This is a genomic window from Nostoc sp. ATCC 53789 (assembly GCF_009873495.1).
Lineage (GTDB): Bacteria > Cyanobacteriota > Cyanobacteriia > Cyanobacteriales > Nostocaceae > Nostoc > Nostoc muscorum_A.
The window spans coordinates 3,648,902-3,673,454 of sequence record NZ_CP046703.1; the positions used below are offsets into that span (position 1 = coordinate 3,648,902).

23 protein-coding genes and 2 pseudogenes are annotated in these 24,553 nt (G+C 39.3%); 4 read left to right on the forward strand and 21 right to left on the reverse strand.

Annotated elements, in window-relative coordinates:
* Nucleotides 1-22 precede the first annotated feature (22 nt).
* The 20 genes from GJB62_RS14950 to GJB62_RS37030 form a co-directional block, all read right to left on the reverse strand.
* Nucleotides 23-763, reverse strand: coding sequence for a dienelactone hydrolase family protein (locus GJB62_RS14950; protein WP_114086040.1), 741 nt, complete (start codon nt 761-763; stop codon nt 23-25).
* 288 nt (nt 764-1,051) lie between these two features.
* Nucleotides 1,052-1,819, reverse strand: a complete 768-nt coding sequence (locus GJB62_RS14955) for a metallophosphatase (RefSeq protein ID WP_114086039.1) — start codon at nt 1,817-1,819, stop codon at nt 1,052-1,054.
* A 47-nt stretch (nt 1,820-1,866) separates the two neighbouring features.
* A complete protein-coding gene (locus GJB62_RS14960) occupies nt 1,867-2,676 on the reverse strand; it encodes a metallophosphoesterase family protein (RefSeq protein WP_114086038.1) in 810 nt (269 codons plus the stop codon).
* Entirely contained in the window at nt 2,673-3,467 is a 795-nt protein-coding gene (locus GJB62_RS14965; RefSeq protein WP_114086037.1) for a GTP-binding protein, read from the reverse strand. Before GJB62_RS14965 ends, GJB62_RS14960 begins: the two co-directional genes overlap by 4 nt.
* Nucleotides 3,468-3,633: 166 nt before the next feature.
* Nucleotides 3,634-3,780 (reverse strand): hypothetical protein, encoded by a 147-nt coding sequence (locus GJB62_RS14970; protein ID WP_114086155.1) that lies wholly within the window; start codon nt 3,778-3,780, stop codon nt 3,634-3,636.
* A 50-nt stretch (nt 3,781-3,830) separates the two neighbouring features.
* Entirely contained in the window at nt 3,831-4,871 is a 1,041-nt protein-coding gene (locus GJB62_RS14975) for a GTP-binding protein (protein ID WP_114086036.1), read from the reverse strand.
* A gap of 549 nt (nt 4,872-5,420) precedes the next feature.
* On the reverse strand, nt 5,421-6,935 hold the full coding sequence (locus GJB62_RS14980) for a GH3 auxin-responsive promoter family protein (protein ID WP_114086035.1): 1,515 nt from the start codon (nt 6,933-6,935) through the stop codon (nt 5,421-5,423).
* Entirely contained in the window at nt 6,935-7,543 is a 609-nt protein-coding gene (locus GJB62_RS14985) for an acyl transferase (protein WP_114086034.1), read from the reverse strand. The genes GJB62_RS14980 and GJB62_RS14985 overlap by 1 nt, the downstream gene beginning before the upstream one ends.
* A complete protein-coding gene (locus tag GJB62_RS14990; RefSeq protein ID WP_114086033.1) occupies nt 7,543-8,292 on the reverse strand; it encodes a sterol desaturase family protein in 750 nt (249 codons plus the stop codon). Before GJB62_RS14990 ends, GJB62_RS14985 begins: the two co-directional genes overlap by 1 nt.
* Before the next feature lie 209 nt (nt 8,293-8,501).
* Nucleotides 8,502-9,524, reverse strand: coding sequence for an aromatic ring-hydroxylating dioxygenase subunit alpha (locus GJB62_RS14995; RefSeq protein WP_114086032.1), 1,023 nt, complete (start codon nt 9,522-9,524; stop codon nt 8,502-8,504).
* Between the two features lie 189 nt (nt 9,525-9,713).
* Complete coding sequence (locus GJB62_RS15000) at nt 9,714-9,998, reverse strand: 2Fe-2S iron-sulfur cluster-binding protein (protein WP_114086031.1); 285 nt, start codon at nt 9,996-9,998, stop codon at nt 9,714-9,716.
* Between the two features lie 145 nt (nt 9,999-10,143).
* Nucleotides 10,144-10,635 carry a hypothetical protein gene (locus GJB62_RS15005; protein WP_114086030.1) on the reverse strand — a complete coding sequence of 164 codons (492 nt, stop codon included), beginning with the start codon at nt 10,633-10,635 and terminating at the stop codon, nt 10,144-10,146.
* Nucleotides 10,632-11,741, reverse strand: coding sequence for an AAA family ATPase (locus GJB62_RS15010; RefSeq protein WP_114086029.1), 1,110 nt, complete (start codon nt 11,739-11,741; stop codon nt 10,632-10,634). The genes GJB62_RS15005 and GJB62_RS15010 overlap by 4 nt, the downstream gene beginning before the upstream one ends.
* A gap of 363 nt (nt 11,742-12,104) precedes the next feature.
* Nucleotides 12,105-13,286 carry a P-aminobenzoate N-oxygenase AurF gene (locus tag GJB62_RS15015; protein WP_114086028.1) on the reverse strand — a complete coding sequence of 394 codons (1,182 nt, stop codon included), beginning with the start codon at nt 13,284-13,286 and terminating at the stop codon, nt 12,105-12,107.
* 39 nt (nt 13,287-13,325) lie between these two features.
* The gene (locus GJB62_RS15020; protein WP_114086027.1) at nt 13,326-14,231 is read right to left on the reverse strand and encodes a ferritin-like domain-containing protein; all 906 of its coding nucleotides are present in this window, start codon (nt 14,229-14,231) and stop codon (nt 13,326-13,328) included.
* Nucleotides 14,232-14,360: 129 nt separating this feature from the next.
* Entirely contained in the window at nt 14,361-15,413 is a 1,053-nt protein-coding gene (locus GJB62_RS15025) for an aromatic ring-hydroxylating dioxygenase subunit alpha (RefSeq protein WP_114086026.1), read from the reverse strand.
* Nucleotides 15,414-15,418: 5 nt separating this feature from the next.
* Entirely contained in the window at nt 15,419-16,159 is a 741-nt protein-coding gene (locus GJB62_RS15030; RefSeq protein ID WP_114086025.1) for a hypothetical protein, read from the reverse strand.
* Between the two features lie 260 nt (nt 16,160-16,419).
* A complete protein-coding gene (locus GJB62_RS15035; RefSeq protein ID WP_114086024.1) occupies nt 16,420-17,424 on the reverse strand; it encodes an aromatic ring-hydroxylating dioxygenase subunit alpha in 1,005 nt (334 codons plus the stop codon).
* Nucleotides 17,408-17,830: an Mpo1-like protein gene (locus GJB62_RS15040; RefSeq protein ID WP_114086023.1), complete on the reverse strand. Its 423-nt coding sequence runs from the start codon at nt 17,828-17,830 to the stop codon at nt 17,408-17,410. Before GJB62_RS15040 ends, GJB62_RS15035 begins: the two co-directional genes overlap by 17 nt.
* 574 nt (nt 17,831-18,404) lie before the next feature.
* Nucleotides 18,405-18,617, reverse strand: a complete 213-nt coding sequence (locus GJB62_RS37030; RefSeq protein WP_181852955.1) for a hypothetical protein — start codon at nt 18,615-18,617, stop codon at nt 18,405-18,407.
* Between the two features lie 480 nt (nt 18,618-19,097).
* On the opposite strand from GJB62_RS37030, the pseudogene GJB62_RS15050 reads away from it, so the two are divergent.
* From GJB62_RS15050 to GJB62_RS15065, 4 genes and pseudogenes are all read left to right on the forward strand, one after another.
* Nucleotides 19,098-19,238: pseudogene (locus GJB62_RS15050) on the forward strand (cysteine peptidase family C39 domain-containing protein); the annotation flags it as partial.
* A 95-nt stretch (nt 19,239-19,333) separates the two neighbouring features.
* The gene (locus tag GJB62_RS15055) at nt 19,334-20,491 is read left to right on the forward strand and encodes an IS630 family transposase (protein ID WP_114081617.1); all 1,158 of its coding nucleotides are present in this window, start codon (nt 19,334-19,336) and stop codon (nt 20,489-20,491) included.
* Nucleotides 20,492-20,530: 39 nt separating this feature from the next.
* Nucleotides 20,531-21,271, forward strand: coding sequence for a cysteine peptidase family C39 domain-containing protein (locus GJB62_RS15060; RefSeq protein ID WP_114081519.1), 741 nt, complete (start codon nt 20,531-20,533; stop codon nt 21,269-21,271).
* A gap of 160 nt (nt 21,272-21,431) precedes the next feature.
* Nucleotides 21,432-22,653: pseudogene (locus GJB62_RS15065) on the forward strand (ISL3 family transposase).
* Between the two features lie 196 nt (nt 22,654-22,849).
* Here the strand turns inward: GJB62_RS15065 and GJB62_RS15075 are convergent.
* Entirely contained in the window at nt 22,850-24,553 is a 1,704-nt protein-coding gene (locus GJB62_RS15075; protein ID WP_114081265.1) for a D-aminoacylase, read from the reverse strand.

Here is a 24,553-nt window from a genome sequence, read left to right on the forward strand (position 1 = left end):
AAAAAAGCAATAATAGGAGTTTTCAGTTTGCGAATATGCGCCCTAAGAAAGTTATTATTTCAGACCAAGCTGCGGTGGTAGCACTAGAATCATAACGATAACCGTCGTCGCGCATGAATGTATGTTCTGCTTCATAGAAGAAAACTTGGTGAGGGATGTTAGCATTCTCAATTGCTTTGATTATGATTTGGCGATCGCTATCTGGTATATGAGGGTCAAGAGTACCGAACACCATTAGCATCTCGCCTTTGATTTCACTTACTCTCTGGATTGTATCGGCTACCTCTTTACCCAGCTTACCACTGGGAATACCAGTCGGGTAACAGCAGACACAAGCCCGAATTTCGCTTTGAAATGCTGCGCGGAATGCTAAATGTCCACCAATACAAAAGCCGAGAGTGCCTATTTGATTTGGAGAAACTGCACTCTCTCCTTTTAGAAATTCAATCACAGCAAGGCAATCGGCATCATAATCAGCTACGGAGGTTCGACGCGCATCGTCATTACCCCGCATCCTTCCCAGATCGTCTGGCTCTATTACTAAACCAACTGGCTCTATTCGGTGAAAAATTTCTGGTGCTGCTACTACATAGCCATATCCTGCTAAGTAGTTCGCTAGACGAATCATTGGATCGCCTAGCTGATAAATATCACTGTAGAAGACAATACCAGGGTATTTTCCTGCTGCTTTAGGAGCCGCAACATAAACACGCATTAAACTGCCATCGACTCTTAACTCAACGTTGCGCTTAGTAATTTGCACTTTTTTGTCTCCGTGTATATCAATATGGCATCTAGCGATCGCCTTATAGCTGCAAGACCCAGTGCCATTTTGCGTCTCTAATATTGAACTGCTTGCTGGGATTTCTGAAAGCTTAAACCCCAGATTTGGATTTTATCGAAACACAATTCAAGAATGAATTCTATACGACTGGCAGGTAAATAAACGTTTTTAAGACCACCAAATTTTCAAATTGCTTGTCTTATAGAGGCTCACGCACTGGCTAACGTTTTGATTCTGGCCGGAGGCAGAGCGTCTCCGGCTTTGCTCTTAAATTTTGACTTCTGAATTCTTCTTCAAAGACTTGTGCTGGGTTTGAAATCCTTTACTGTTGCCGTAATATACTGTCTTAAATTCCACTTGATTTGTGCCAGGATCGTAGAGAGTATAAGTAGCTTGACCTGATGTGCGTCCCACATTCCCCACCCCAATTACCTGACGTGGTGTAACGGTAACAGTCTGTGGAGGCGTTTGGTTATCAAGAGTAGTTAGTCTAGTGGTGATGGAACCGGCTTGCAGTTGATACTGAAAAGTTAAACCAGAACGACCGCAGAATAGATTGTTCGCTTGCATCCGCGACAGTCTATCAAGCATTTGGATTGGGGGAGTTTCTGGGGTTAATTCCTCGCCCACACCTACCGTTGAACCGTGAATTAACAAACAATCTAATTCAAAAAAACCAAAGTCTAGCGATCGCAACCATTGTACTGTTTTACGGGAAACACACTCCCATAACATTTGAACAGTGTCGCCCCCATATTTTGCAATTAATTCAGGAGCGTCTCCAGTGGGGCCTAAACCATGCAAAATCAAACACTGTTCTTCCCACCAACCTTTACAAATTAGGGGTTCTAATTCTCGACGAGATGGGTTAAGTACTCGTTCTACCAACTTCTCGGCTTCTGGTCTTGGCCCCACCAAATCGCCTAAAATATACAAAATTTCTACGTTATTACGTTGATGCTTAATATCTGCCAGCACAGCTTCATAAGCTGCTAAATTACCTTCAATTCCGCTTAAAATCGCCCACATACAAATTTTAGATTTTAGATTGGTTATTACTACTTAGATATCTCCATACCCTATTACCTTGTACACACATGAGTCGGGTCATCTGCCCTTTCTGCATACTCCAATCCATGCGCTAAACGCCAAGCAAAAATTGCAGGCAAACCTTTCTCAATAATCGCCGCACAGGTTTTCTGGTAGTCGTAAGGTACTTCACGCAGTTTGACTTCTTGAATATCCGTGTCGTAAATCACATAAGTAGCGTTCGGTCGTCCATGTCGGGGTTCTCCCACAGAACCTACATTCACAATCCGCTTTAGAGGGGATGTAAAACTAAGTTCCTGTGCCTTCTGTCCTTTGGCAACACGAACTTGTAGTTGAACTGCATCAAGAGTCCGGACATAAGGCACATGAGTATGTCCACAAAAAAGCACGTCTGAATCTGTGGAAATTACTCGCTCTAGTGCTACAAAAGCGTCGAGTTGAGGTAGTAAATATTCATGGTTGCTATGAGGGCTACCGTGAACAAAAGCCAAATTTCCCTCTTTGAAACTGTGGGGTAAATTAGCTAAAAATTCACGATTTTCTGGGTTTATTTCCTTATTAGTCCACTTATCAGCCTGTATTCCTCTTTTTTCTGCCAATAATGAGGGATAGCTGCAATCACAAGCGTTCAAACCTTCCACAATATCTTCATCCCAACAGCCGGCGCAGGTGGGAATATCTAAAGCACGAATTTGGGCAACTACTGCGTTGGGATGCGGCCCATATCCTACTAAATCGCCTACACAAAAGATTTTTTCGCATGAGTGCTGGTCAATATCTAGTAATACAGCATCCAAGGCTTCGTAATTGCCATGAATACATGACATAACGGCTATTTTCACACTCGTTCTCCTTCTAGTAGAATCTCTTTCACCTGTTGTTGATATTGCAAAATCAATTCATCAGATAAACAGCAATCTGATAAGGTTTGCTTTAAAGTTGCTTCATCTAAGTTGTCCCCCACCACTTCTAAGCCACTGAAACGATGGGGTCTACCCTCTAAGTAACGTGGTAGGTCTAATTCCAGAAAATCCGTTTGGGGAACACCAGCGACAAAATCACAGTAAAGTGACCTACCATCGCTCACATCAAAAATTCCTTTGGCGCGGGTGACGATACCGTAAGCACCGTGGGTAATTTCGTACCAAAATTCCTCTAGGCTGTTTTCGTCAATGACTTGACCATTGCTTGCCACCCGCCATAAAGTTTCAGCGTTACTAGCTTGGGTAGATGCGCCACGGACAATCTCGTTTGCCCAAGAATGGTATTCAGAATCTTTGCAGTCGGCTGGTAGGACTGCAATATTACGGTAAGTGAGATTATCTAATATTTGTGCGTTAGCTGCGATCGCCGTAGGCATTGCTCCCAACTCCAAGTAAAATCCCAATTCGATGTAAACTGCCTCTGCTTTAAGTATTTGGTTGAAAAATTCAATTTCTTGACCGTCACCAAAAACTTGTATACCAGGAAATTCGGTAGCTATGCGGTTTTGGTCAATGGGAACAGTCCCAGTCCCAGGACTGAAATAAATTATTTTGTCAACAGCAGCAATATCTCGCATCTGTTGGCAAATCCAAGTAGTTTTTCCCGCTCCACACGAACCAGCGACAACAGTAATGATTGGTAGAGACATAAACATTAATGATAATCATTCTAATGCACTTTGAATATAGTAGCGAGAAAATTGCTGATTTTACCAATGCCACCGAGTTGTACCATCTGGTTTATCGATGAAAGTTGCTAAATTGCGTTGTTTCCATACATCTTGTTGCAGTTGAGTTGAAGTTTGAATGTCTGCATTAGTTATTAAAAATATACTTGCTATTCACCGTTACCATGCCGTTACAGATCGAGTAACTTGCTAGTGCCTTAAAAGTAATAACTTCCGATTGAGCAATTTCATTTTCATGGTAAGGAAATACTAAATTCCCACCATGAAAATGAATATTACTTAATAGCGTATAGCTTTGTACAGAGAATAATTAAAGCTTATTAATTAGGTCAAACATTTGTGAAGCTGTGAGTAGATTTGGCTAATATCCAGATTTCTACCAATAAAAACTGCCTGATTTTTAGGCGCAGTTTGCCATTCATCAGCATGTAAGCTATAGCGAAGTCCACTCATCTGAAAAATATGACGCAATTCACTATCACTAAACCACAAAATACCCTTAGCTCGAAATACATTCTGTGGCATTTCTTCGGTAAGAAAGTTCTCAAATTTATGGACATCAAATGGTCTATCAGTTTGGAAGGAAATCGAAACAAAGCCATCATTTTCTAAATGATGTGAATGGTGTTCGTGATGATGTTCATGATTATGATCGTGGCCATGATGATGGTGTCCATGCTCGTGAGTATCTTCCGCATCATTAGCGGTATAAGGAACTGTTGGAGTTAAACCCACACCTAAAATTAATGGTAATGCCACTTCTCCATATTTGGTGTGCAGAATTTTTGCACCATTTTTGATATCATGAATGAAATTTTCTACTTCTTCTAGTTTTTCTGGAGTAACGAGGTCTGTTTTATTCAGAAGAATAATATCTCCATAAGTAATCTGTTTTAAAGCAGCTTCACTATCAAAATGATTTTCATCAAAGGTTTCAGAATCTACTACAGTGATAATCGAGTCGAGGTTTGTTAAATCCCTTAATTCCGTACCCAAAAAAGTCAATATAATTGGCAAAGGGTCAGCAACACCAGTTGTTTCAATTACTAAATAATCAATGCGGTCTTCTCTCTCTAAAAATCGATAAACTGCATCAACTAAATTATCATTGATGGTACAACAAATACAGCCATTACTTAGTTCGACCATATCTTGATCTACAGAAATTACCAATTGACTATCTATGTCAATATCACCAAATTCATTTACAAGTATGGCAACTTTTAAATCTTGTTTGTTTTTGAGGATTTGATTTAGCAGTGTAGTTTTTCCACTGCCTAAAAATCCTGTAATAATAGTAACAGGCATTCCTTTTTTAGGAATATCAAGATTTGGGGTTGAAGTTAGTGTGCTTAGTTGAGTCATAATAAATTCAATTTTCTGTAGATTACAAAACTGCTATAGGACTCATATTTGATTTTTCAAAAAAATCCGTACAACTTAAAAAGCCTTCTTGCCTTTTTCCTACCTATGCAAGTAAGTATGGCTACGTTCCCGTGAGGGATACAAAAATCAAAGCGGATTCCTATAGTAGTAATTATTAATAGCTATAGTCCCTAGAAAGAAATAGCTTTTGCACTGCGATCGCCATTGTATGGGCGCAGGTGTGACGAATCCGCATAAGTTTTCCTGGGACTGGGTTAGGGAACTGACCATATCAAAATACAATGAGAATCGTTATCATAATAGCGCAAAAAAAGTTAGATGGTGCAACCTAGAGGGAGAAAAGTATAGAAGTAAAAAATATCACATCCCTTCGGGACGTTCCGCGTTCGCGTAAGCGTTCCACAGGGTAGGTAGTCCCTACAAATGTGCTTGAGCCAAAATCTGTTGAGCGCGATCGCAGACGCTCACTGTTGGAAAATTACTAAATAAACAAATATAGCAAGGAAATCATTAAAATCCAGGGGTTAACTATTTCTGGGTAATTTCCAACTTCAACTCTTGTAAAAATTCAGTGCTAATGGGTGAAGTTGCCAGAATTGGATGCTTAATACCTCCCCAAATACTTCCAGTGCGGATACGATGGGAAACTAACACTTCAGGAATTTCATTAGAGATTAAAACCTGTGGTGGTGCAAGTTGACCGATGGTTCTAGCTCTTTGGTAATGATATGATTCTGATAGAGCCAGATCCAGTTTTTCCGCAATAATTTCTGGGGTTTCTTTTGCCGAATCTAGTAATAGAATATAGTGTGGAGGATCGGCAATAGGCATCAAGCTTTTAAAATTAGTTTCTTGCAAGTTCAACAGAGTCAGAGCATTGTTTACAAAGGTTTCTTGCAACTTTTCGCCCACCAAATCGCTAATAGCTTGATGTCGTCCGAGAAACTCTAAACAGGGAGTGTGGCGATAGTAATGAGTAACCCGGATGCGATCGCCAATTCGATAACGATACAATCCGCCTTTCTGGGATAAAATAATCGTGTATTCCTTGCCAATGTTGAGTTCATGTAAACCATGCAGTGAACCAGCATCATCCTCGAACTCGAAAAAAACTTCATCCAGAACCGGCACACACCCCCCAGCTACAATCAACGGAATCGTCATTGGGGCTTCCGTTGCTAGTAGTCCTTTACCTTGAATTAATACACCTGGAAATTTTAATCTTAATCCCTGAGCTTGATCTGCTGCATTGGCGCTATCCCAGCAAGAAATTAGCTTTAAATTTGGCCAGAGTTGCATCCAGGGAATATTACTTTCGCTGAGAAGTTGCAGGCGATGATGTGAAATTAGATTGTGTAATTCTTTTCGCAATAAATCTTGATTTTCTTGAATATATTTTAAATGTACTTGTAGAAAACTAGGACTCCAAATAGAAATAATTTCTAGTTTTTCAGCCTCTAATAATGCCAAAGCCAGTTGATGTTTAAACAAATTCGCGTCATGCAGCCGATTAAGTTTATTTGGCATCACCAACCAAGGACGCAAAAACCAACGCAACCACCCATCTAAATAATCTAAATCATCCTGTAAAGTTTGGCTATCAGCTACATTTAATTGCGGCGAGATACAAGCATAAATCTTGCCTGTGTAAAATTTCGGGCCATGTACAATCAAATCATGCGCCCATACACAGAACATTTTATTAAACGATCGCCGCAAAGATTGAGTATAAGGAATCCATTTCACCGCCCCACTACTACCAGAGGTTTTTTCATAGAACAAAATCGGTTCTGGTGTGAGGGAAATTTGCTGCTGTTTTTGATTTAAGTAGGGTTCGAGTGCATCATAATCTACAATTGGCACACGCTGCCAATCGTCTACAGAATGAATCCCCAAACTTTTACCATACTCACTTTTGATTAGGCGATCGCAAATCTGCCTTTTTACAGATGTCTGCATTAACTCTGGGTTATCCAAAGCTTGATGAAATCGCTTCGCAGTTGGTGCGAGGATTTGCCCAAAAAGCTTAATAATCGGATGCATTATTGCACCTTTTGATTAGGATAAAGCTTGGTAGCTGCTGGTAAATAAGAACCATCAGCAATGACTACACCGGGAGCAAGATTAGAACCAGCTCCCACAAAAACATTGCTGCCAATCTTGACTTTTTTGACATACAGCATTAAATTTTGCTTGCGGGGTTTAATGATGTGAGAATAAATACCGATACCATGCCCGATAACGACGCGATCGCCAATTTCTAATAAACTGCGATCGGCAATCTCCAATCTTGTTGTCCAGTATACATCTCGCCCCACTTTAGCACCCCACAATCGCAACCAACACGAAAACACCCCCGGAATCAATCGCAGCAATGCTTCTAGCGCTGGAATTGCAATATAAATTACCTGGATTTGATGACTACCCCACCAGGGACTATATTCTTTACCTTGTAGATAACTAATCCCCTCCCGCACAGGATAAACCCATTCATGCAAGCGGTAAACTAGCACTGGTAGCCCATAAATAGAAAGGAACACCGCCAGAATGCTGAAGACATTGGGTGAATAAGCGAGGTAGACTATTGCTGCTCCAGTTAGCAATAATATAAAGGCGGGAAAAAACGAAAAAATTTTACTTAGAACTGTCATTAAAATGGGAATAAAAGTTTTTGGAACAAGTTTAATGAGCTAGGAATTCCGATTATAGATGGCAAGTTTTTGCTTTCATAATATGTTCCATGTAACTTATCCCAAATTTTCAGATTAGCCCCGTAGTTATAATTTTGGAATTCGCGGCAATGATGCCAAGCATGATCCTGTGGTAAGATTAACCAAGAAGATAAAAGTTGATGAAACCAGCTATTTTCAGTAATTATCAAACTGCTATGTCGCCATAAATCTAAGGCAGAAGTTAGACTTATTCCAAGTAAATAACCTGTAGGATCGGTTAACAGATACAAAAACAAAGTGTGTATCCATAAATAAATAATTAACAAACTTGTCCAAAGTGTATTGCGAGAAGTTCCTAATACATCCATCTGAGTAACAGTATGATGGACTTGATGAACCTTCCACAACAATTTAGTATGTAATAAACGATGATTCCAATAATATAAATAATCAACTACAACAAAACTGATAAGAAAAGCCGCAACTACTGATACTTTTAAATATCCTTGTTGAGTGGGTAGTAAATATTGATAAATCCAATAAACTAAAGTAGCTTGTAGTAAGGGAATCAAAATTCCTTGAATCGTTAATCCTGTACCATCTAGCAACCAATCTTCACGACTTTTAGCTTGAAGTTGAGTTCGTCCAACCTGATTGATAATAGTCCAACCAACTAATCCGATAAAAGAACCAAAAATTAGTAGTTGTGAAAAGTTTTGTATTTCCACTTTTGATTGCTCACGGTGATTTGGATTAATTACGAATTATTCTTAGAGGATGTTTAAAAAGTCCTTTTCTTAGTAGAAAAATGTTTTAGATCCCCCTAAATCCCCCTTAAAAAGGGGGACTTTGATTCCAGTTCCCCCCTTTTTTAAGGGGGGTTAGGGGGGATCAACAAATGCCTAAAATCACAGCTAAATACTTTTCAAACAACCTCTTAAACCCAAAATGTAACTTTTACTGATTGATTTGGCAATAAACGCGGATCTTCTCCACGAGATATAGCCGCTATAATTGACTCTACAAATATATGAATTGTGTCCGCAGGCGTATTATAAAATTGTGTCCCGTATTTAGCAATCGCTTCCCCCTGAATACCCAAAATTTCCACATCTTGGCGGATAATGTGTTGAGCAGTCCACCGCACAAAGGGACGTGCTAATTTATTCCAAATACCATAGTTATAAGTGACATCGGTGTAAACCAGAGTTGAATTATCGGTTTCTGGAATAGATTGACTGGTAATGAACAAATGCCGATTATGTGCCATATTATACTCCACAGAGGTAATATTTGGCATATAAAAGCGATCGCTATGTTTAATCTCTGCACCCTGCAAATTCAGAAAACGGCTGTACCATCCCAAATTACTGTTTTCGTTGCGATACTCCACCAAAACCGAACCATTCCACCGTTCAACAGTCATCTCTAACTTTTCTTGGCGGGAAGTACGGAAAACACCAGGATGAACAAAAGCCGTATGGGGAATATCAATAAAGTTCTCTGCACAATTAATAACATTATTAGCAAAACGGTTAATTACCCGTACCGTCTCCCATCCTGTTTGTCCGTAGTGAGGCATAGAAAAGGGTTCAAAATCAACCTTTGGGGTATCGGCTAACCGCACATAAACATAGCCATCCTGTTCTTTGGTAGCGTAACCCTTGGCTCGACGCTGTGGGGAAGGTTTAAAATCATCTCCTTCAGCTGGAACAGCGATAACGTTCCCAACCCCGTCGTATACCCAACCATGATAGGGACACTGTAAAGCACCGTTACAGATTTTACCTGATGATAGACGGCTATTGCGGTGTAAACAGCGATCGCGCAAAGCTACGGGTTGTCCATCTTCACCGCGAAATATCGCTAACCATTCTCCTAAAACGGTGCGTGATAATACTTGGTTAGGTTGTAACTGTTCGCTGAGTGCGACAATATACCAGAAATCTGCAAATTGCATGGTGGGTGGGAGCGATCGTATTTAAATTATGGCAATGTCTTGAGTAGAACTGCATTGCTGTATCTATATCAAGTGAAAATGTTGAAGTAGATTATGTTAACTATCTGACTGAAAAATATCAATAATGCGAATTTTTGCGAGTCCCTATCACGAATCCATACTTGATATTTTAGTTTTTTTAATTACCATCTAAACCTTACGAAATTGAACATTACCTGTAAGCTCAAGCTGACAAGCTAACCGAATATTCGGAATATTAGCTGCTAACGTCTCCAACATTTCCTGTTCATCAGGTTGAGCAGGAGGAATATCACCAATAACCTCAATCAGACAAGTGCCACAAATACCAGTCCGACAACCAAAGAAAATAGGTGAATTCTGAATCGTGAGATGTTCGGATAAATTTTTATGGGGTTGCAGAGTCAGGGGAAGGTAATCAGTTCCAGGAAAAGATATCTTACAAAAGTCAGACATATATTTATTGCAAAGTATTCACTGAGAGTATTTTTAGTAATTGTGTAACGGTCAAGTTTAAATGTGACAGATTCCCTTTAGATCACTACTGATATTTGGGTTTTGTCGGTTGCAGCGCAAAGTGAGCATCTACCATTCACCAAAATTACTTCAAATTAAACAGGAATGGTTTGACAGATGAAATCATACGCTCTAACTCAGTCTTATTGTGTATGAGAAGATCGTGTCCCCATAATTCATTCGTGTCATCGGAGCAATCTTTTGCAAGAGCTTCTCCGATTTTTTCAAAACTCTTTTTAATATCTCTCCTTAACCTCTCTGGTTCAGATAACACCCCAATAACAAATACTCTATTTTTTACATCATCTGGAATCCGACCCTTTACATAACTCAATCTCTCTTTATCCTCATCAAAATCAATCAGCAAAGCAACCATTGTGTCTGGATATTGTCGCATTATAGAGGCATAATCATTCGTGAATTTCTCCAAAACATTTTTCCAACCACCAGCCTCCGGTAGAACTTGAATAGCGCGGCTATTGAGGTTTAAATTAAGAATAAATCCGTTTGCAATCTGACGATTAGCATCATCTTCAGGCAATACAAGAATGTGTGGTCTATGCTTATTTATACTCATAGTTCTATATCACCACGAATCAAGGCATCTACAAGATCACCTTGAAAAGACAGATCACTGAGCAATCTGATTAAAGTTGGCTCTAAGTGGCTTTTCCGATCAAGTACAAAGGTATTTTCATTTGAAAATTTTCGGATTGCTTCAGGATTATGAGATGTCACCAAAATTTGACCAACATTCTTAAATGAGCGTCGTAGTGATGTTAGAAAATGTCCAACTTCTGATATTGCGAGATAGTTGTCAGGCTCATCCCAGAAGCAGAAAAGAGGGCCGTATGATTCGTTGGCAGCTAAGACAACAGAGCAAAGAAAAAAGCATTTTTCTCCGTCAGATAAGGCTTCAAAGTCAACACTCAGATTCGCATTATTTTCTTGAAACCGAACAATCATGCTTTTGGAGTCTTTGCCGATTAGTTCATTCAGAAAATCCTTAATATCAGGCATAACTTCACGGAGATATTGGACAACCTCTGTGTACGCAGCAGGATATCGACTCAATAATCCAGAAAACCACTCTCCAAAGTTTGAACCATCCCGTTTTGGCTCCAAAGTGTCGCCGTTGGAGTCTCCTGTCATCAAGCTTGGGATGGGGGCTAAAATAATCATGTGAGCAAGCCAAGTCTTGAACATACGGAGTGGATCAGTTTCTGATTGCTCCTGAATTACTGGAAGGGCGACAAGATGCCAATCAACCAAAAACTGAGCCTCATAATTTTGTGAACTGTTGTGAAGAGTGACTTTGGCTTCTTTTCGAGAGTATATTGGATCTCCTGAAACTAGCAGCTGCTCTTCAAAAACTCGAAGTTCTTTAAATCTTTCTGGCAACTCTAAAGCAAGCGCATATTTGTATAATTTACTTTCAATTAATACTTCTATTTCAAACCTGATCGGAACATCAGACCTTCCACGAGCGAAATCCTTTGACTGGACAAGTTGACCAACTCTATTTATGCCTCGACCAATCTTCTGAAGTACCTCTAATGCAGCAGCAGTAGTTGATTTACCTGAACCGTTTTTTCCAATCAAGAGAGCAGATGGCATCCCCTTTATGGGCAGTTCAAAGTTTTCTAGGCATCTGAAGTTGTGTATATATAGTCTTTGGAGCATAGGAAAACGATTCTGAGGAGTGGAAAGTGAAAGAACTTTTTGATCTGCCTAAGTAGTGAATAAGCATTGCCAGAAAAATCCTGAAAATTCAGGTGCTTTGCTGATCTACAGAGGGATTAGCTACATATTAGATTACATTTACTTTCATCACAAACGCTATCCTCGATAAATGGGAAGTGATAGAAGAGCGATAAGTAGGTAGGGGTGAATATTTATCGTTAGGATAAAGCAGTAGGCAGAAGGAAAAAAGGTTTGAGCCTAATTACTTGTATATCGTTATACACCAACTATTCTCTTTACCAAATAGTATAAGTTGTTATACTTTTAATTTAGACAAACTGAATTTTCCTTATTTTTAAAAGTCTATTCATGTTGTGCAGCAAATCCCTGTAAATTATCAGTATAATGCTGTTCAAAACCTTTAAAAGCCATTTGTTGAGTTGCTAAATATCGAGAAATTGAATTAGTCGCCATCAGCGACATATCCCGATTACGTTGCCAAAGATAATCGAGCTTTTCAATATACACCTGATAAGATTTCATTGCCTCTTGATGAGTTGAAAAACTGCGCTGCAATCCTTCTGATTCTTCTGTAAAGCAACGCCGCATCATTTCTTTAGCATCCCTGTCACTCATCTCAAAAATGGGCGATCGCAGCACCCGATAAATCTTGCCATACAGCGCCGGATCGTACCAAAAAATCCCGTTAATCGCAGCTGAAAAATGAAAATGATCGTGCTGACATCCCAGCAATCCTAAATTAGCAACCAGTCGCTCAAAACCAGTTGGTGGCTTAAGGCAAGTGATAACATCGTGAGATATAATTGTTGAACTATTGAAATGAAAACTTTCATCCATGAAGTGATAATAGGAGACTTTAGCAGGAATGGGAGCAGCTTCAGGATGGAGATGTTTTTGATAATAATTGCTGAGTTTATGCTGTACTAACTTGCCGTTTAGCGTCCGCACTCCCCGAACTGTGAAGTACTGACAAGCCAAAAAAGTATTATTCGCAGAAATCAGCCCAAAGTATTGAAGTTGAATTTTTTTCCACCAAGTTTTTAGGGCATTGGTGTCAGCATAAACCATCGTTTCTGTAAAGGGGCCGCGCATGGGGTAGGTAAAGATAAGTTCCCCAAACAACGCCTGTTCAACCTGTTTGGCAATTGTGCGGAAGGCATTAATGTGCGATCGCTCTTGGGCGGATTCCAAGTCTAATGTATCGCAGATTAAGCGAAAATCTTCTTGGGCGTAAAGTCCGGCTGCACTGGTTTGATTGAAAAAGATAGTTGCAATTTCCGCAGAAACAATTTGTGAGTAGTAAGCTACCCAGTAAAGTTGGTTCAAAATTATACGCTGATGTTCGCTGGACTGTTCCCATAAAGGTGTACCATATAGCAGAGAAAATTCCTCTGGGTTCCAATACTCGTTTTGACAATCTTCGTAACGAAAATTGGTGACAGCTTCATCCATTAAAGCAGTATGATCTTGCTGTTTGTTGCGGGTGTGGTTAATTTGTAATTTGCGATGAATAGTTTTTTCCATATCCGTTTTTATTTAACGCAGAGATAAGATTGAGATTTATTACACACATTGATGGGCGGGGAGTGGTTCAAAGGCTCCGCGTTCTTCCAAATTTTGCAGGATAGACTGGGCTGATGTTCCCCCCATGAGCGATCGCAATATTTGTAATCGCGTTCTACTGTGGGTTTCTGTATCTAGTTCTTCTAAAATTTGGATTTTTTGCGATCGCGTCAGATGTCCTTTCACTTGTTCGATTGCTGCGAGTAAGCTTTGTGGCCCCACCTGTACCATAAATAAAAACTGTGCCAATACATCGATAATTGTTGTTTGACTCAATGCTGAAACAGTAATTTGATTAAACAAGGTGCTTCCCGTAGCATGATGGCGGGATTCAGATTGTAAAAAACTGGAAAAAAGTTCTGCTAAAACTGGATAGCGGCATTCCTTCGCTAAACGTCGATAATGGCTTAAACCCCATCCTTCTAAAACGATTTGCAGCACAAACAACAAAACTGTTTTATCCGCACTTTCAACCACTTCTGATAGTAAGCGCAAAAACGGATCGTCCGTATTAGTTACTTCCATTGCTGGTAAAAAAAGGCTAATTTGATGAAGGTGGGTAGCTTCATCAGCCGTAAACAATCCATAAAGCATTCGTTCTTCAACTGTTTCTGCTAACAGTACCATTTTTGCCATGTAACCAACACCTGCTTTCTCAATAAAATATGATTCTTCTAACAGGCTGCGGTTGGCAATTTCTAGAATAGTAGATTGTTCATTAATATTAGATTGTTGAAAAATTTTTACTTGATGTAAATTGAAAAATTCCGCATCCCAATAATTTAATTGCGGGTAATTAGCATAATTATTATGATTGGGTAATGCTGCCGTCAATATCCGTCGCAAACGGTTATCAGAATCTATGTGTGGTAGATCAAAACCGACAATGTTATATTTTAAATCCATTTTTACTGTTCAATTAAAGTGAATTCAGGGTCATACTAATTATCCGTAAGTTTGCACTTAATAATTACTCCTTCTCTCTCTTGGCGTACTTGGCGCACTTGGCGGTTCGTTTAATAATTAACTGTATCTTCATAGCGAATTAGTATTAAGTATTGATAGGGTTTCAATATCTGGATAATTAACAGTTTCCCACTTTCCCCAGCTTAAAGCTTTTTGTTGATTAACGTGCTGAATAAATTCCAGAATAGATTGATCTGCTTTAGTAGGAGTCTTTAAATCAAACTGAATTGTTTGAAATACCTGTGTATCCCCTTTAGCAAAGTAATTACCAACCTGCTGAGTTAACCATAACAAACCACGATTTAAAACCCATCCCCAAAATCCCGGACGCTTGGGAGTGACAAGAATTGTTTGCCCTTCAGTTTTGCCACCTTCTATCATTCGCAGTGTAAATATAATGTAGAAGTGCAGAAAATCCGGGCCTAGCGTCACAGTGCCAGTGCTGCCATACCAGTAACACATACTATAAGTAACTTCGTTGCGATATAGAGGACGAATTAGGCGAATTAACCAAGAATCGTCCCCTCCGCGTGTAGTGTTGCTGAAGACAATAGCGTTAGGGTTGAGGTTTTGAGAATCAAAAACAATTTCTAAAGGCAGATTATGTACTGTATTGAAGTGGTGAGCATCAATCGCATTAATTAGTAAGACATTGGGATGACAGTTTTTGACAAATCGAGTCCCCAATATATAATCACAATCTGCCTGTTCTAATTCTGGTACAAAAGGCAGCGAACTTGGCTTTTCTTCTCCTACCCAAACCCAAATCATGCCGTACTTTTCTGCCGTATGCCAAGTTTTAATACACACAGGTAGCGGTTTTCCGAGAGAAGGAACATCTACACAAATTCCGCAACTGTCATACTTCCAATTATGAAAAAAGCAACGAATTCCATCACCTTCTACCTTACCTTCTGCCAAATGTGCGCCCATGTGTGGACAATAAGCATCTATAGCTACTACCCGATCGCTAACTCCCCGATAAATTGCCAGATTTCTACCTAGCAAAGTTATAGCTTTTACCTGGCCAAGCTTTAATTTTTTTGATGGTAATGTCCAGTACCATCCCTCTATAAATTGTGTTGGATTATTAAAGTTTAAGTCTGGGTTGGTAGATGGCATACAAGTTAAACAAGAACACAATCTTGCACAAAATTTAATGATGATTCTGACTTCCACATTCGTTGCCCAGAACGAGTGAGATTGTCATAATTAATTTCAGTTAAACAAACCAATTCATCACCTAACCGATAGTCAGGATTTTTTTCCTCGAAAAACTGGATATGGGGATTAGTTTGTCGTCCAGATGGAATTTCAATCAACCCTTCCCGTAAAATTTGGGGATGCGGAAACCGGACAATACCAGTTGCTTCTTGATATAAGCTACCATAATATTCCTGTGCCAAATTACCCATTAGATGCTTAACATCGGCAGGTGTTGTAACATCATAACGCGGGTAGAAATCTTGCCAAAAAGTGGGTAGAAAACGATAAGTGCGAAAACCAGAGCAAATTAGCAGCCAGTAAAGTTTATTTTCTGCATAATTTTGACGCAGAAAATTGATGGCAGCAATCCAACTTCGTGGTAGTGTTGTACTTGACCAAGCACTAGGATCAACAATAGTGTCGCCGGAATACACCACACTAATTTTTTCTCCCAAAAAAGTCTTTTGGCATAACATCAAACTTGAAAATCCTTTGAGTGCGTTGGATGTTTCATCTCTCAACAACAAAACCCAGTTTTTGCGCTCTAGATCAATTTGAAACCCATCCCAGGTTATACCTTGGAAGTGATTTCGCAGCAACGCATACATGGCGATGCGATCGCTTTGTTGCAAATTTTCAACAGGAATCAGCAAACTTTTCATTATTCGTAAATTACCTAAACTCGATTTGTATTATATTTAATTAAAACTTTATCGACCATTATGGTAAATTTACGGTGTAATGTGACAGATTCCAGAATGGTTATTTACGCTACAATTACGTATTCAGATCTTGCACCTTCTCAATAAGGGTTGATGGAAATCGCCTACTCTACAAAATAATTAAGATGTATTTAGATTGAGAAACAAAATGCAACATTACCAAACCTTTTGTTAGGTTACGCGATCGCGAACCCAATGTACTATTCTACACCCCTATTTTTTGACCATCGAGACGGTTTTAGCTGATTTACATACTCCATATATTCAGCTAATGGCCGATCAATACTAAGGAGCAACTTCGGATTAAAACGAATATTGTCGTAAATTTTGCCATCCTCATCTCTGAGCATATAGTAAGCCAAGCGAGTACAGAATAGCAAAAACTGACTCAGCAAATATCCCACAATACCTTTACGTTTTTCAGTCACATAAATCGGTTGAATTCTCGTTCTTTCCGATGCAATGGGAGTATAAGCATATATCATAAACAGTGGCGGAAAAAGCCTGACATCCTTCATCATTGTTAACAAACCAATGCAACCATGAGCATAACGCATTGAATACTGATATGTAGAACCAAGAAATCTTTGACCTAACTTTTCTCTCCAAGTAGTTTGAGGGAATTGTCCCCGCATTGTAAAGTCAATTTGTGAGCCTAATTCGCTGCGATGTAGCGATAGATCCATTTTGATATCTAAATGATGAATTGTTTTTAAATGTTGAGCATCAATCCCATTCATCATACAAATATGGTGATGACAACTTCTTTCAAATGCAATATCAGCTTGTGCAACAATTTCTTTTCCCTTCAAGTCATCAAAATCAGCCACTCCTTCTGGTGCTTTAGCATCTGGATAAATCCAGATAAATCCATACTTTTCTTCTGTTGCATAAGCTTGTAATTTAGCTTGAGTAGGAATTTCTGATTGACAGGGAATATTTTGACAAAGCCCTGTTTCATCAAATGCCCAATGATGGAATGCACAACGAATCCAATTACCATCAACCTTCCCAATTCCTAAATCTGTTCCCAAATGAGGACAGTAAGCATCTAAAGCGTGTACTTGCCCATCTTCACCTCTAAAAATGGCAATTTTATGACCACACACATCTATCGATTTTGCTGTTTTTTTAGGGATTTCATGAATAGAGCAGGCAATATACCAACCCTTAGCAATTACATTCCAATTATTGAATATTTGCATAATTGTTTGATAGATAATTATTTAATATTTCTTGTCGTTGGCGAATATCATCTCGATATTTACCTGTCAAAATTCTAAATAACATTTTACCTAAACAATAAGAAGCCCGCCAAGAAAAAACAGCATCTTGTAAATCAATATGACTACGCTCAAATAAAAAATGTCCGGTTAATCCCACCAATTGAGTTAACGGTAAGCCCAAGATCAACCAAAAGTTTTGCAACTTCCAAGTATAAAAAAGTAAACTGTAAAAAAATAATATTCCCAGAATGTGTAAAGTAATATTAATTGGATGTTGATGTTTAAGAATAAAAATATCCCAATAATCTGTAAAAGGATGATCTGTAATTTGACTATTAATTTTATTTTTCAGTTTTTGTTTAGGATTAGAATTGATATTAATCATAATAGAGTGTAGGAAAAATCAATATAAGTTGTACTTAATATTCATTGTCAGCCACACAAATACCTTTACATTTAATACCGTTTGTAGAAGTACGCTGGCAATGAGAACATAAAACTTTTTCGTTTTCTGTTTCTTGATTTATTTCTATACTAGTGCTTGTCTGTAGCTTGTCTTTTTCGGTCTGAAGTTTTTCACTCATAAGAATGGAGGGATTTTTTGCTGTTTAAATTTTACAAGTTATTTACGAGTGATTATTGGTGAGGCACTATCTAATATAGCAAAGTCATACCTGTCCTGAATAAAGCGATCGCTCCATTTGCCGTAGGTATTACTCTCATAAAAATGGTGCGTTATGTTTCGTTAACGTAGCGTACAGGAAGAGCGATGCCTACGGCGGGTTGCACCAACGCACTGGCAACTAACCTTGTCTACAACCCTGATAAGTAGGCAAAAACTTTTTCCTGCCAGTAATTAATCCAGTTTTCTCGTGTTGGTGATTTGCCCAATAGTTTATGCCAAGTACCCATTGCTGCACCACCCGGATGAGGAAATTCAAGGTGTTTTACTTCTAAACTTATACTTCTAATGGCGCTACTTGCTTTTTTCCCCAGGTAATCACCGCAACTGGTTCAAAAATTTCTAACTCTGTTTTCAGAACTTGAATGAAGCGAGTACGATCTTTCTTATTCGGAGGAATGCCGCGATCGCAATTAGCCTCACTGACCCATACTTTGAAAATGTCCGTGAGGTAGACTCGGTATCCTGCATCTAGTAAAACTTTGATCAAATCAAAGTATAGCCTTGTATTACGCAACTTATCCCGACAAATCTTTGAGTGTGAAGCATAAGGTGTTGCAATACCAATTTCCTCTACTCTTTTATTACTTTTTCTTAAAGGATCTTGTCCGAGGATAACAACAGTTTTCTTGTTTGAAATATTATTGTTATTTTCAAGGAGACTGGGAATATCTACTCCAATAGCGAAAGCGTCTTCGTAGCATTTTTGAAGGATTCTGAGTTTGATTGACTTTCTGATGAAGAATTTTGCATTTGTGACTGCTCTATCATCCGTGAGAGGTTAAGGTAAAGTGCCTTTTGTCAATCAGTTAAAATACCCAAAATAATCTTATTGGAAATGATAATTGTGCGGGGGAGAGGGAAAGGAGGCATTGAAAGTGCGTATAGCAGTGGTAATTAGGGGAAGCGTTGTGTTAATTTCAGAACCCAATTGGGAAAGATAACGTAAAAAGTTGGGTATTTTTCTGTGATGAAAGCGGTTTTACAACACAGTGAAGAAGATTGTGGTGCTGCTTGCCTTGCAACCATAGCACAACACTATGGTAGAACCTTCGGCATCAACAAAATGCGGGAATTAGTAGGTACAGGTAAGCAAGGTACTACTCTGCTTAGTACAGCTTTGCTTAAATTCGTAGCGAATTGACAGGGGTAAATTGTTGACGGTAAGGTGAGGATACGTGGACTATCCCTCAAGCATTCGGTACTATGGCTGGTCGGCAAAAAACCTACAAGGTGCAGCTAACAGAAGAGGAAAAAGAACTGTTGCAGCAGCAAGCGAATGCCCGAAAAACAGGGCAAAGCAAAGGCAAACGAGCCAAAATAATACTTACAACTGCTGAAAATTCAGATTGGACAGATGCTCAAATTGCTCAAAATATCGGCTGTTCACAAGCCCTTGTTCGGAAATGGCGCAAACGTTGGTGTCAAACTCGTAGTCTAGAAGAAGCACCCCGTCCAGGTCGTCCTCGGATATTTGAAGCAATTATACGAGCAAAAGTTACTGCGTTCGCGCTTCGCGTTGCCGCAGGCATCGCTTGCAGCAACCCAACGGATTTTGATCTTCCCTTGGCGAGGTGGAGTTGTAGCGATATTGCAGCACATCTAGTCACGCTAGGCATTGTAGTATCCATAGCGACTTCAACAGTCTGGCGATGGCTAAAATCTGAGCGGATAAAACCTTGGCGGTTTCATACTTGGATGCATCGGATTGATGATAATTTTGTTGCAAAAGCAACCCCTGTACTTAAACTGTATGCTCAGGCAAAATTTTTGATTAAAGCTGGATTCTGGGTGGTATGTGTGGATGAAAAAACTTCCATCCAAGCACGATCCGGCTTACATCCAAATATTGGGGCAGGTGTCAAACAACCAGTTCACTTTGCAGCCAGATATGCCCGAAAAGGAGCAACACATCTTTTTGCGGCTTTGAGCGTTGCTGATGGTCTGATTTATGGTTGTTGTCGCCCAACAAAAACATTCCTTGATTTTCAAGGATTTCTTTTAGAAGTATTGATACCAGAAGCCATTCGTCGGGGTATGCGCCATATTTATTTAATCCTTGACAACGGCTCTACCCATGCCCCAAAACAATTACAGGCTTGGTTGAATCAGAAGCAAAAAGAAGACGGTTGGAATTTTACGGTGGAAGTGGTCTGGCTACCAAAATATGCTTCATGGTTAGATCAAATTGAAATTTGGTTCAGCATTTTACAACGTAAATTACTGACTCCAAATGATTTTCCTGACCTCAAGACCTTACAGCAACGTATAACTGATTTCATCGTCCGTCACAATGATTCAGCCCAACCAATCAAATGGTCATATACAGTAGCCCAGATGATGGAGAAATTCGCTACGAATTAATGCAAAGCTGTACTTAGTTTAAGACGAGGAGCAGAAAACTTGGGTTTTAATGCCCGTCCAGTCAGAGCAACTCCCGAATTAATAGAAAGCTTGGATAGAATTTCTCTGCCTGCCATCATTCACTGGAAAGGATATCACTGGGTTGTATTGTACGCACAAAAAGATCGGAAATATGTTATTGCCGACCCAGCAGTAGGTATTCGCAAGCTCAACCATCAAGAGTTATTAGAGGGATGGGCGAATGGTGTCATGCTGTTATTAACTCCAGATGAAACTCGTTTTTATCAACAGGAGTCGGATAAAATAGACGGCTTTGGACGTTTCCTCAAAAGAGTTTTACCCTATAGCAAAATCCTTGCAGAAGCGATCGCAATCAATATTGTAGTTGGACTTCTTTCTCTGGCTTATCCTTTAATGATGCAGCTCCTTACAGATGATGTTTTGGTGAGGGGAGATATACAGCTATTAACTACCGTAGCCATTGCGGTTATTACCTTAAATATTTTTCAAGCTGCTATTGGTATTGTTCAATCTCACTTGGTAGGACAATATGCTCAAAGGCTAGAGTTAGGATTAATTTTAGATTACGGGTATAAACTCCTCCGCTTACCCTTATCTTACTTTGAAGCCCGTCGCAGTGGGGAAGTTGTTAGCCGCATTGATGATATAGAAAGAGTTCATAATCTAGTTTCTCAAATTGTTTTGGGTTTACCCAGTCAATTTTTTATCGCTGTCATTTCTGGTTCTTCCGGTGCTTTTATGGTGGTTACTAAATTTTAGTAAATTTTATTAACTACATTTTAATGATATTTATCCTTAAAACATAGACTGTATAAGCATTGTAGCAGTTTCACGTATACTGAAATAATCCAAATAGCATGATTTATACTATAACACAGTAAAAATTAAGGCTTTCACGCAGTGTGCCGTAGGTATCGCTATGAAATTTACTGTAGAGCAAATCCTGAATCTGCCCGATATGAAAGTATTAGATTTTCAAGAAATTGAAGGGGAAGAAATAATTATAACGATAGAAAAAAGCGTTAACTATTCGACTTGCCCATCTTGTGGGCAAAATACTCAGAGTATACATCAAAATCATTGGCGGATGATTCATGATTTATCTTGGAGTAAAAAGCCAGTACTCTTAAAAATAAATCGTCGCCAGTTCAAATGTCATAAATGTAAAAAAGTCTTTAGTGAGAAATTGGATTTTGTAGATAAAAGTAAAGGATATACAAAAAGATTAGCAACAGACATAGTACAACAAGTATTAAATAGTAATATTCATAGTGTTGCCGAAAGGAATGGATTGAGTGATGAAGAAGTAGAATCAATGTTAAAAAAGCAAGCTTCACAAATATTAAATATTAATCTAAGCCAGGTAAAAAAGTTAGGTATAGATGAAATAGCTTTAGTTAAAGGTCAAGGAAACTACTTAGCAGTATTAGTGGATTTAGATACTCATAAGCCAATTGAAATAGTGCAATCACGACGAATAGAAGATATCCGTGAAGTAATTGCTGGCTGGGGATTTGAAGTACTTAATCATGCTTGTTGAAGTGAGTATTGATCTCTGGTCGCCTTATAAAAGCTTAGTAGAAGATTTAATGCCAAATGCTAACATAACTGCTGACAGGTTTCATGTGATGAAACAAGTAAATGATGAATTAGATCGGATGCGTAAAACTGAGAAGAAAGCAGCAATGTCGTTAGAAGATAAATCCGAAAAATCTCGCCAACTAGAGGCATTAACTAAAAGCAAATATAGTTTAATTAAAAATGAAGATTCTTTAAACGAAAAGCAAAAATCAAAATTAAACTCCGTGTTATAGGTGTCGCCGACTCTGGCTAAAATGCACGCACTTAAAGAACAATTCCGCCAGATATTTGAAACCACTAAATCTTGGGGAGATAGCATAACACAATTATTAGATTGGATGTATGATGCACGTTCATACTTTCCGAAAAGTCTAGGGACAATGGTGAGATGGTTTGGGGAAATAGTCGGTTATTTTGATGGCAGAACTACCAGTGGTACTGTAGAAGGAATTAATAATAAACTCAAGTTAATTAAAAGACTTGGGTATGGCTTTCGGAATTTTAGCAATTTTCGATTACGCAGTTTATTAAACTGGCACTTTTCTATTAATTCTCCATAAAAGTAACGGATGAACCGTTTTTAATAAAACAACAAGAACAACATCCAAGAAGATAATTGAGATTTGCAAAAAGCGTCTGAGCAAATATGATACCGATCAACAGGAGTAATGTGATGGAGCAAGCAAAGAGAGAACGTTTGGAATCTAAAGGCTGGAAAATTGGCACAGTTTCAGCTTTTTTGGAGTTAATACCGTTTCAAGGAAACAAAACAGTTCCCAACTTTTCACGCCCCAAGCGATCGCTCACCTTACCCCGACAAACAACCTGAACCCCATTAATATAAACCCTTTGTACAATCTCATCCGAACCACGCTTAACCATCCGAGGTTCACCATCTAAAACCGGATCTGATATCTGCACTTGCGGGCTAATTGGCTGATTTAAAGCATTGGGATCGAGTAAAACTATATCCGCTTTCGCACCAACTTTGAGAACTCCCGTATTAAGACGAAACCAACCAGCAGGTTCTCCAGTAACGCGGCAAATTGCAGCTTCTGGTGAAAGAAACTTCGTTGTAACTGCTTGTTTGAGCAAAGACAAAGCTCCATCATAGTAGCCCAGGTTACGGACGTGAGCGCCAGCATCGGTAAAACCAGGCAAAATATGGGGATGCTGCATCATCGCTAAACGGGGTTTTAGGCGATCATTCGCTCCTGTCGCCACCCAGCGTAAATCTGTATCGTATTTTTGTAATGCGTGGATAAACAAATCCACTGGTTCTTGTTGCTTTTGACGAGCAATTTGGGCAAAACTTAACCCTTGCCAACTTGCTTCGGGACAGTGAATAACTTCCATCAAATCTAACTGACGATGGAATGATTTACGCCGTTTACTGAGCCATTCTTGGCGAAACTGACGACGGAAAATTTCCGATGCCCATAGTTGTTGTCTTTCTTCTCGTGACTGACAGCCATTAAGTTGTGCGCCTGTGGAGAATTCTTCAAATAAGGGAGTCACAGACCCATCAGAGTAAATGGTGAAGGGTTCGGTTAGGGTTTGAAAGCGCACATTCCCATTTAGAAGCCGATTCCAAATAAATAGTAGCGGGGAAAATATTCGCCATAGTTTGCGATCGTGTACGGCATCTAAGGCTGAGAGGACAGTTAGCCGCAGTGGTTTTTGTCCAATTCCTGAACCCATCCGCAGAATATCCACAAAGGAAGCAAGCCGTTGTAAATTGGGTGTGACTTGAAAAACGCGATCGCTATGCCGACATAAATCCGCTAACATTGCATATTCATTAAATTTGGCGTGTTGAGAAGGAATTGTACAGCCTTGCCATTCTCCACTCATCCGATGCCAGGGAAACATATCAATAGAAATGCCAATAAAGCCAGCATCTATTGCATCTCTGGCTATGCGCTGCATAAGTTTTAGTTCAAATTTTGTCGGCTGAACCGTTAAACTGCGTTCTAATCCCATCACATAAGCGCGTAAGGCACTGTGTCCAAACATTGGGGCAACATTGGGGCCAAGAGGTAACTGTTGCAAATGCTGTAAATATTCTGCTGGTGTCTGCCAGGAAACCGACTTTTTCAACCATTTTGCAATCAGCCGATGGGAAAGTGTCTCTACCCTCTGAAAAATATCAGCCAAGATTTGGGGTTCTGCGATCGCAACGGACAAGCTACAGTTACCAATAACCACGCTGGTAACACCATGACGCACTGATTCGCTCAATCCTGGTGCAATTTCTAACTCTAAATCGTAATGAGTATGAATATCTATAAATCCAGGTGTCACCCATAACCCAGAAGCATCAACCACCTCACGCGCTGGGGTAGTTAAGGAGGGTGCGAGGGTGACAATGCGGCCGTTTTGAATGCCGATATCTCCGCGAACTGGTGGAGAACCTAAGCCATCGAAAATTAACCCGTTTTGAATCAGCAAATCCAACAT

Bases quoted from the DNA above. Each gene is read 5' to 3' on its own strand.
- GJB62_RS15025 (WP_114086026.1), bottom strand. From the start codon at position 15,413: ATGCCATCTACCAACCCAGACTTAAACTTTAATAATCCAACACAATTT.
- GJB62_RS15020 (WP_114086027.1), bottom strand. From the start codon at position 14,231: ATGGATTTAAAATATAACATTGTCGGTTTTGATCTACCACACATAGAT.
- GJB62_RS15000 (WP_114086031.1), bottom strand. From the start codon at position 9,998: ATGTCTGACTTTTGTAAGATATCTTTTCCTGGAACTGATTACCTTCCC.
- GJB62_RS15035 (WP_114086024.1), bottom strand. From the start codon at position 17,424: ATGCAAATATTCAATAATTGGAATGTAATTGCTAAGGGTTGGTATATT.
- GJB62_RS15055 (WP_114081617.1), top strand. From the start codon at position 19,334: ATGGCTGGTCGGCAAAAAACCTACAAGGTGCAGCTAACAGAAGAGGAA.
- GJB62_RS15030 (WP_114086025.1), bottom strand. From the start codon at position 16,159: ATGAAAAGTTTGCTGATTCCTGTTGAAAATTTGCAACAAAGCGATCGC.
- GJB62_RS15015 (WP_114086028.1), bottom strand. From the start codon at position 13,286: ATGGAAAAAACTATTCATCGCAAATTACAAATTAACCACACCCGCAAC.
- GJB62_RS14995 (WP_114086032.1), bottom strand. From the start codon at position 9,524: ATGCAATTTGCAGATTTCTGGTATATTGTCGCACTCAGCGAACAGTTA.
- GJB62_RS15005 (WP_114086030.1), bottom strand. From the start codon at position 10,635: ATGAGTATAAATAAGCATAGACCACACATTCTTGTATTGCCTGAAGAT.
- GJB62_RS14985 (WP_114086034.1), bottom strand. From the start codon at position 7,543: ATGACAGTTCTAAGTAAAATTTTTTCGTTTTTTCCCGCCTTTATATTA.
- GJB62_RS14965 (WP_114086037.1), bottom strand. From the start codon at position 3,467: ATGTCTCTACCAATCATTACTGTTGTCGCTGGTTCGTGTGGAGCGGGA.
- GJB62_RS15010 (WP_114086029.1), bottom strand. From the start codon at position 11,741: ATGCTCCAAAGACTATATATACACAACTTCAGATGCCTAGAAAACTTT.
- GJB62_RS14980 (WP_114086035.1), bottom strand. From the start codon at position 6,935: ATGCATCCGATTATTAAGCTTTTTGGGCAAATCCTCGCACCAACTGCG.
- GJB62_RS14975 (WP_114086036.1), bottom strand. From the start codon at position 4,871: ATGACTCAACTAAGCACACTAACTTCAACCCCAAATCTTGATATTCCT.
- GJB62_RS15075 (WP_114081265.1), bottom strand. From the start codon at position 24,553: ATGTTGGATTTGCTGATTCAAAACGGGTTAATTTTCGATGGCTTAGGT.
- GJB62_RS15040 (WP_114086023.1), bottom strand. From the start codon at position 17,830: ATGATTAATATCAATTCTAATCCTAAACAAAAACTGAAAAATAAAATT.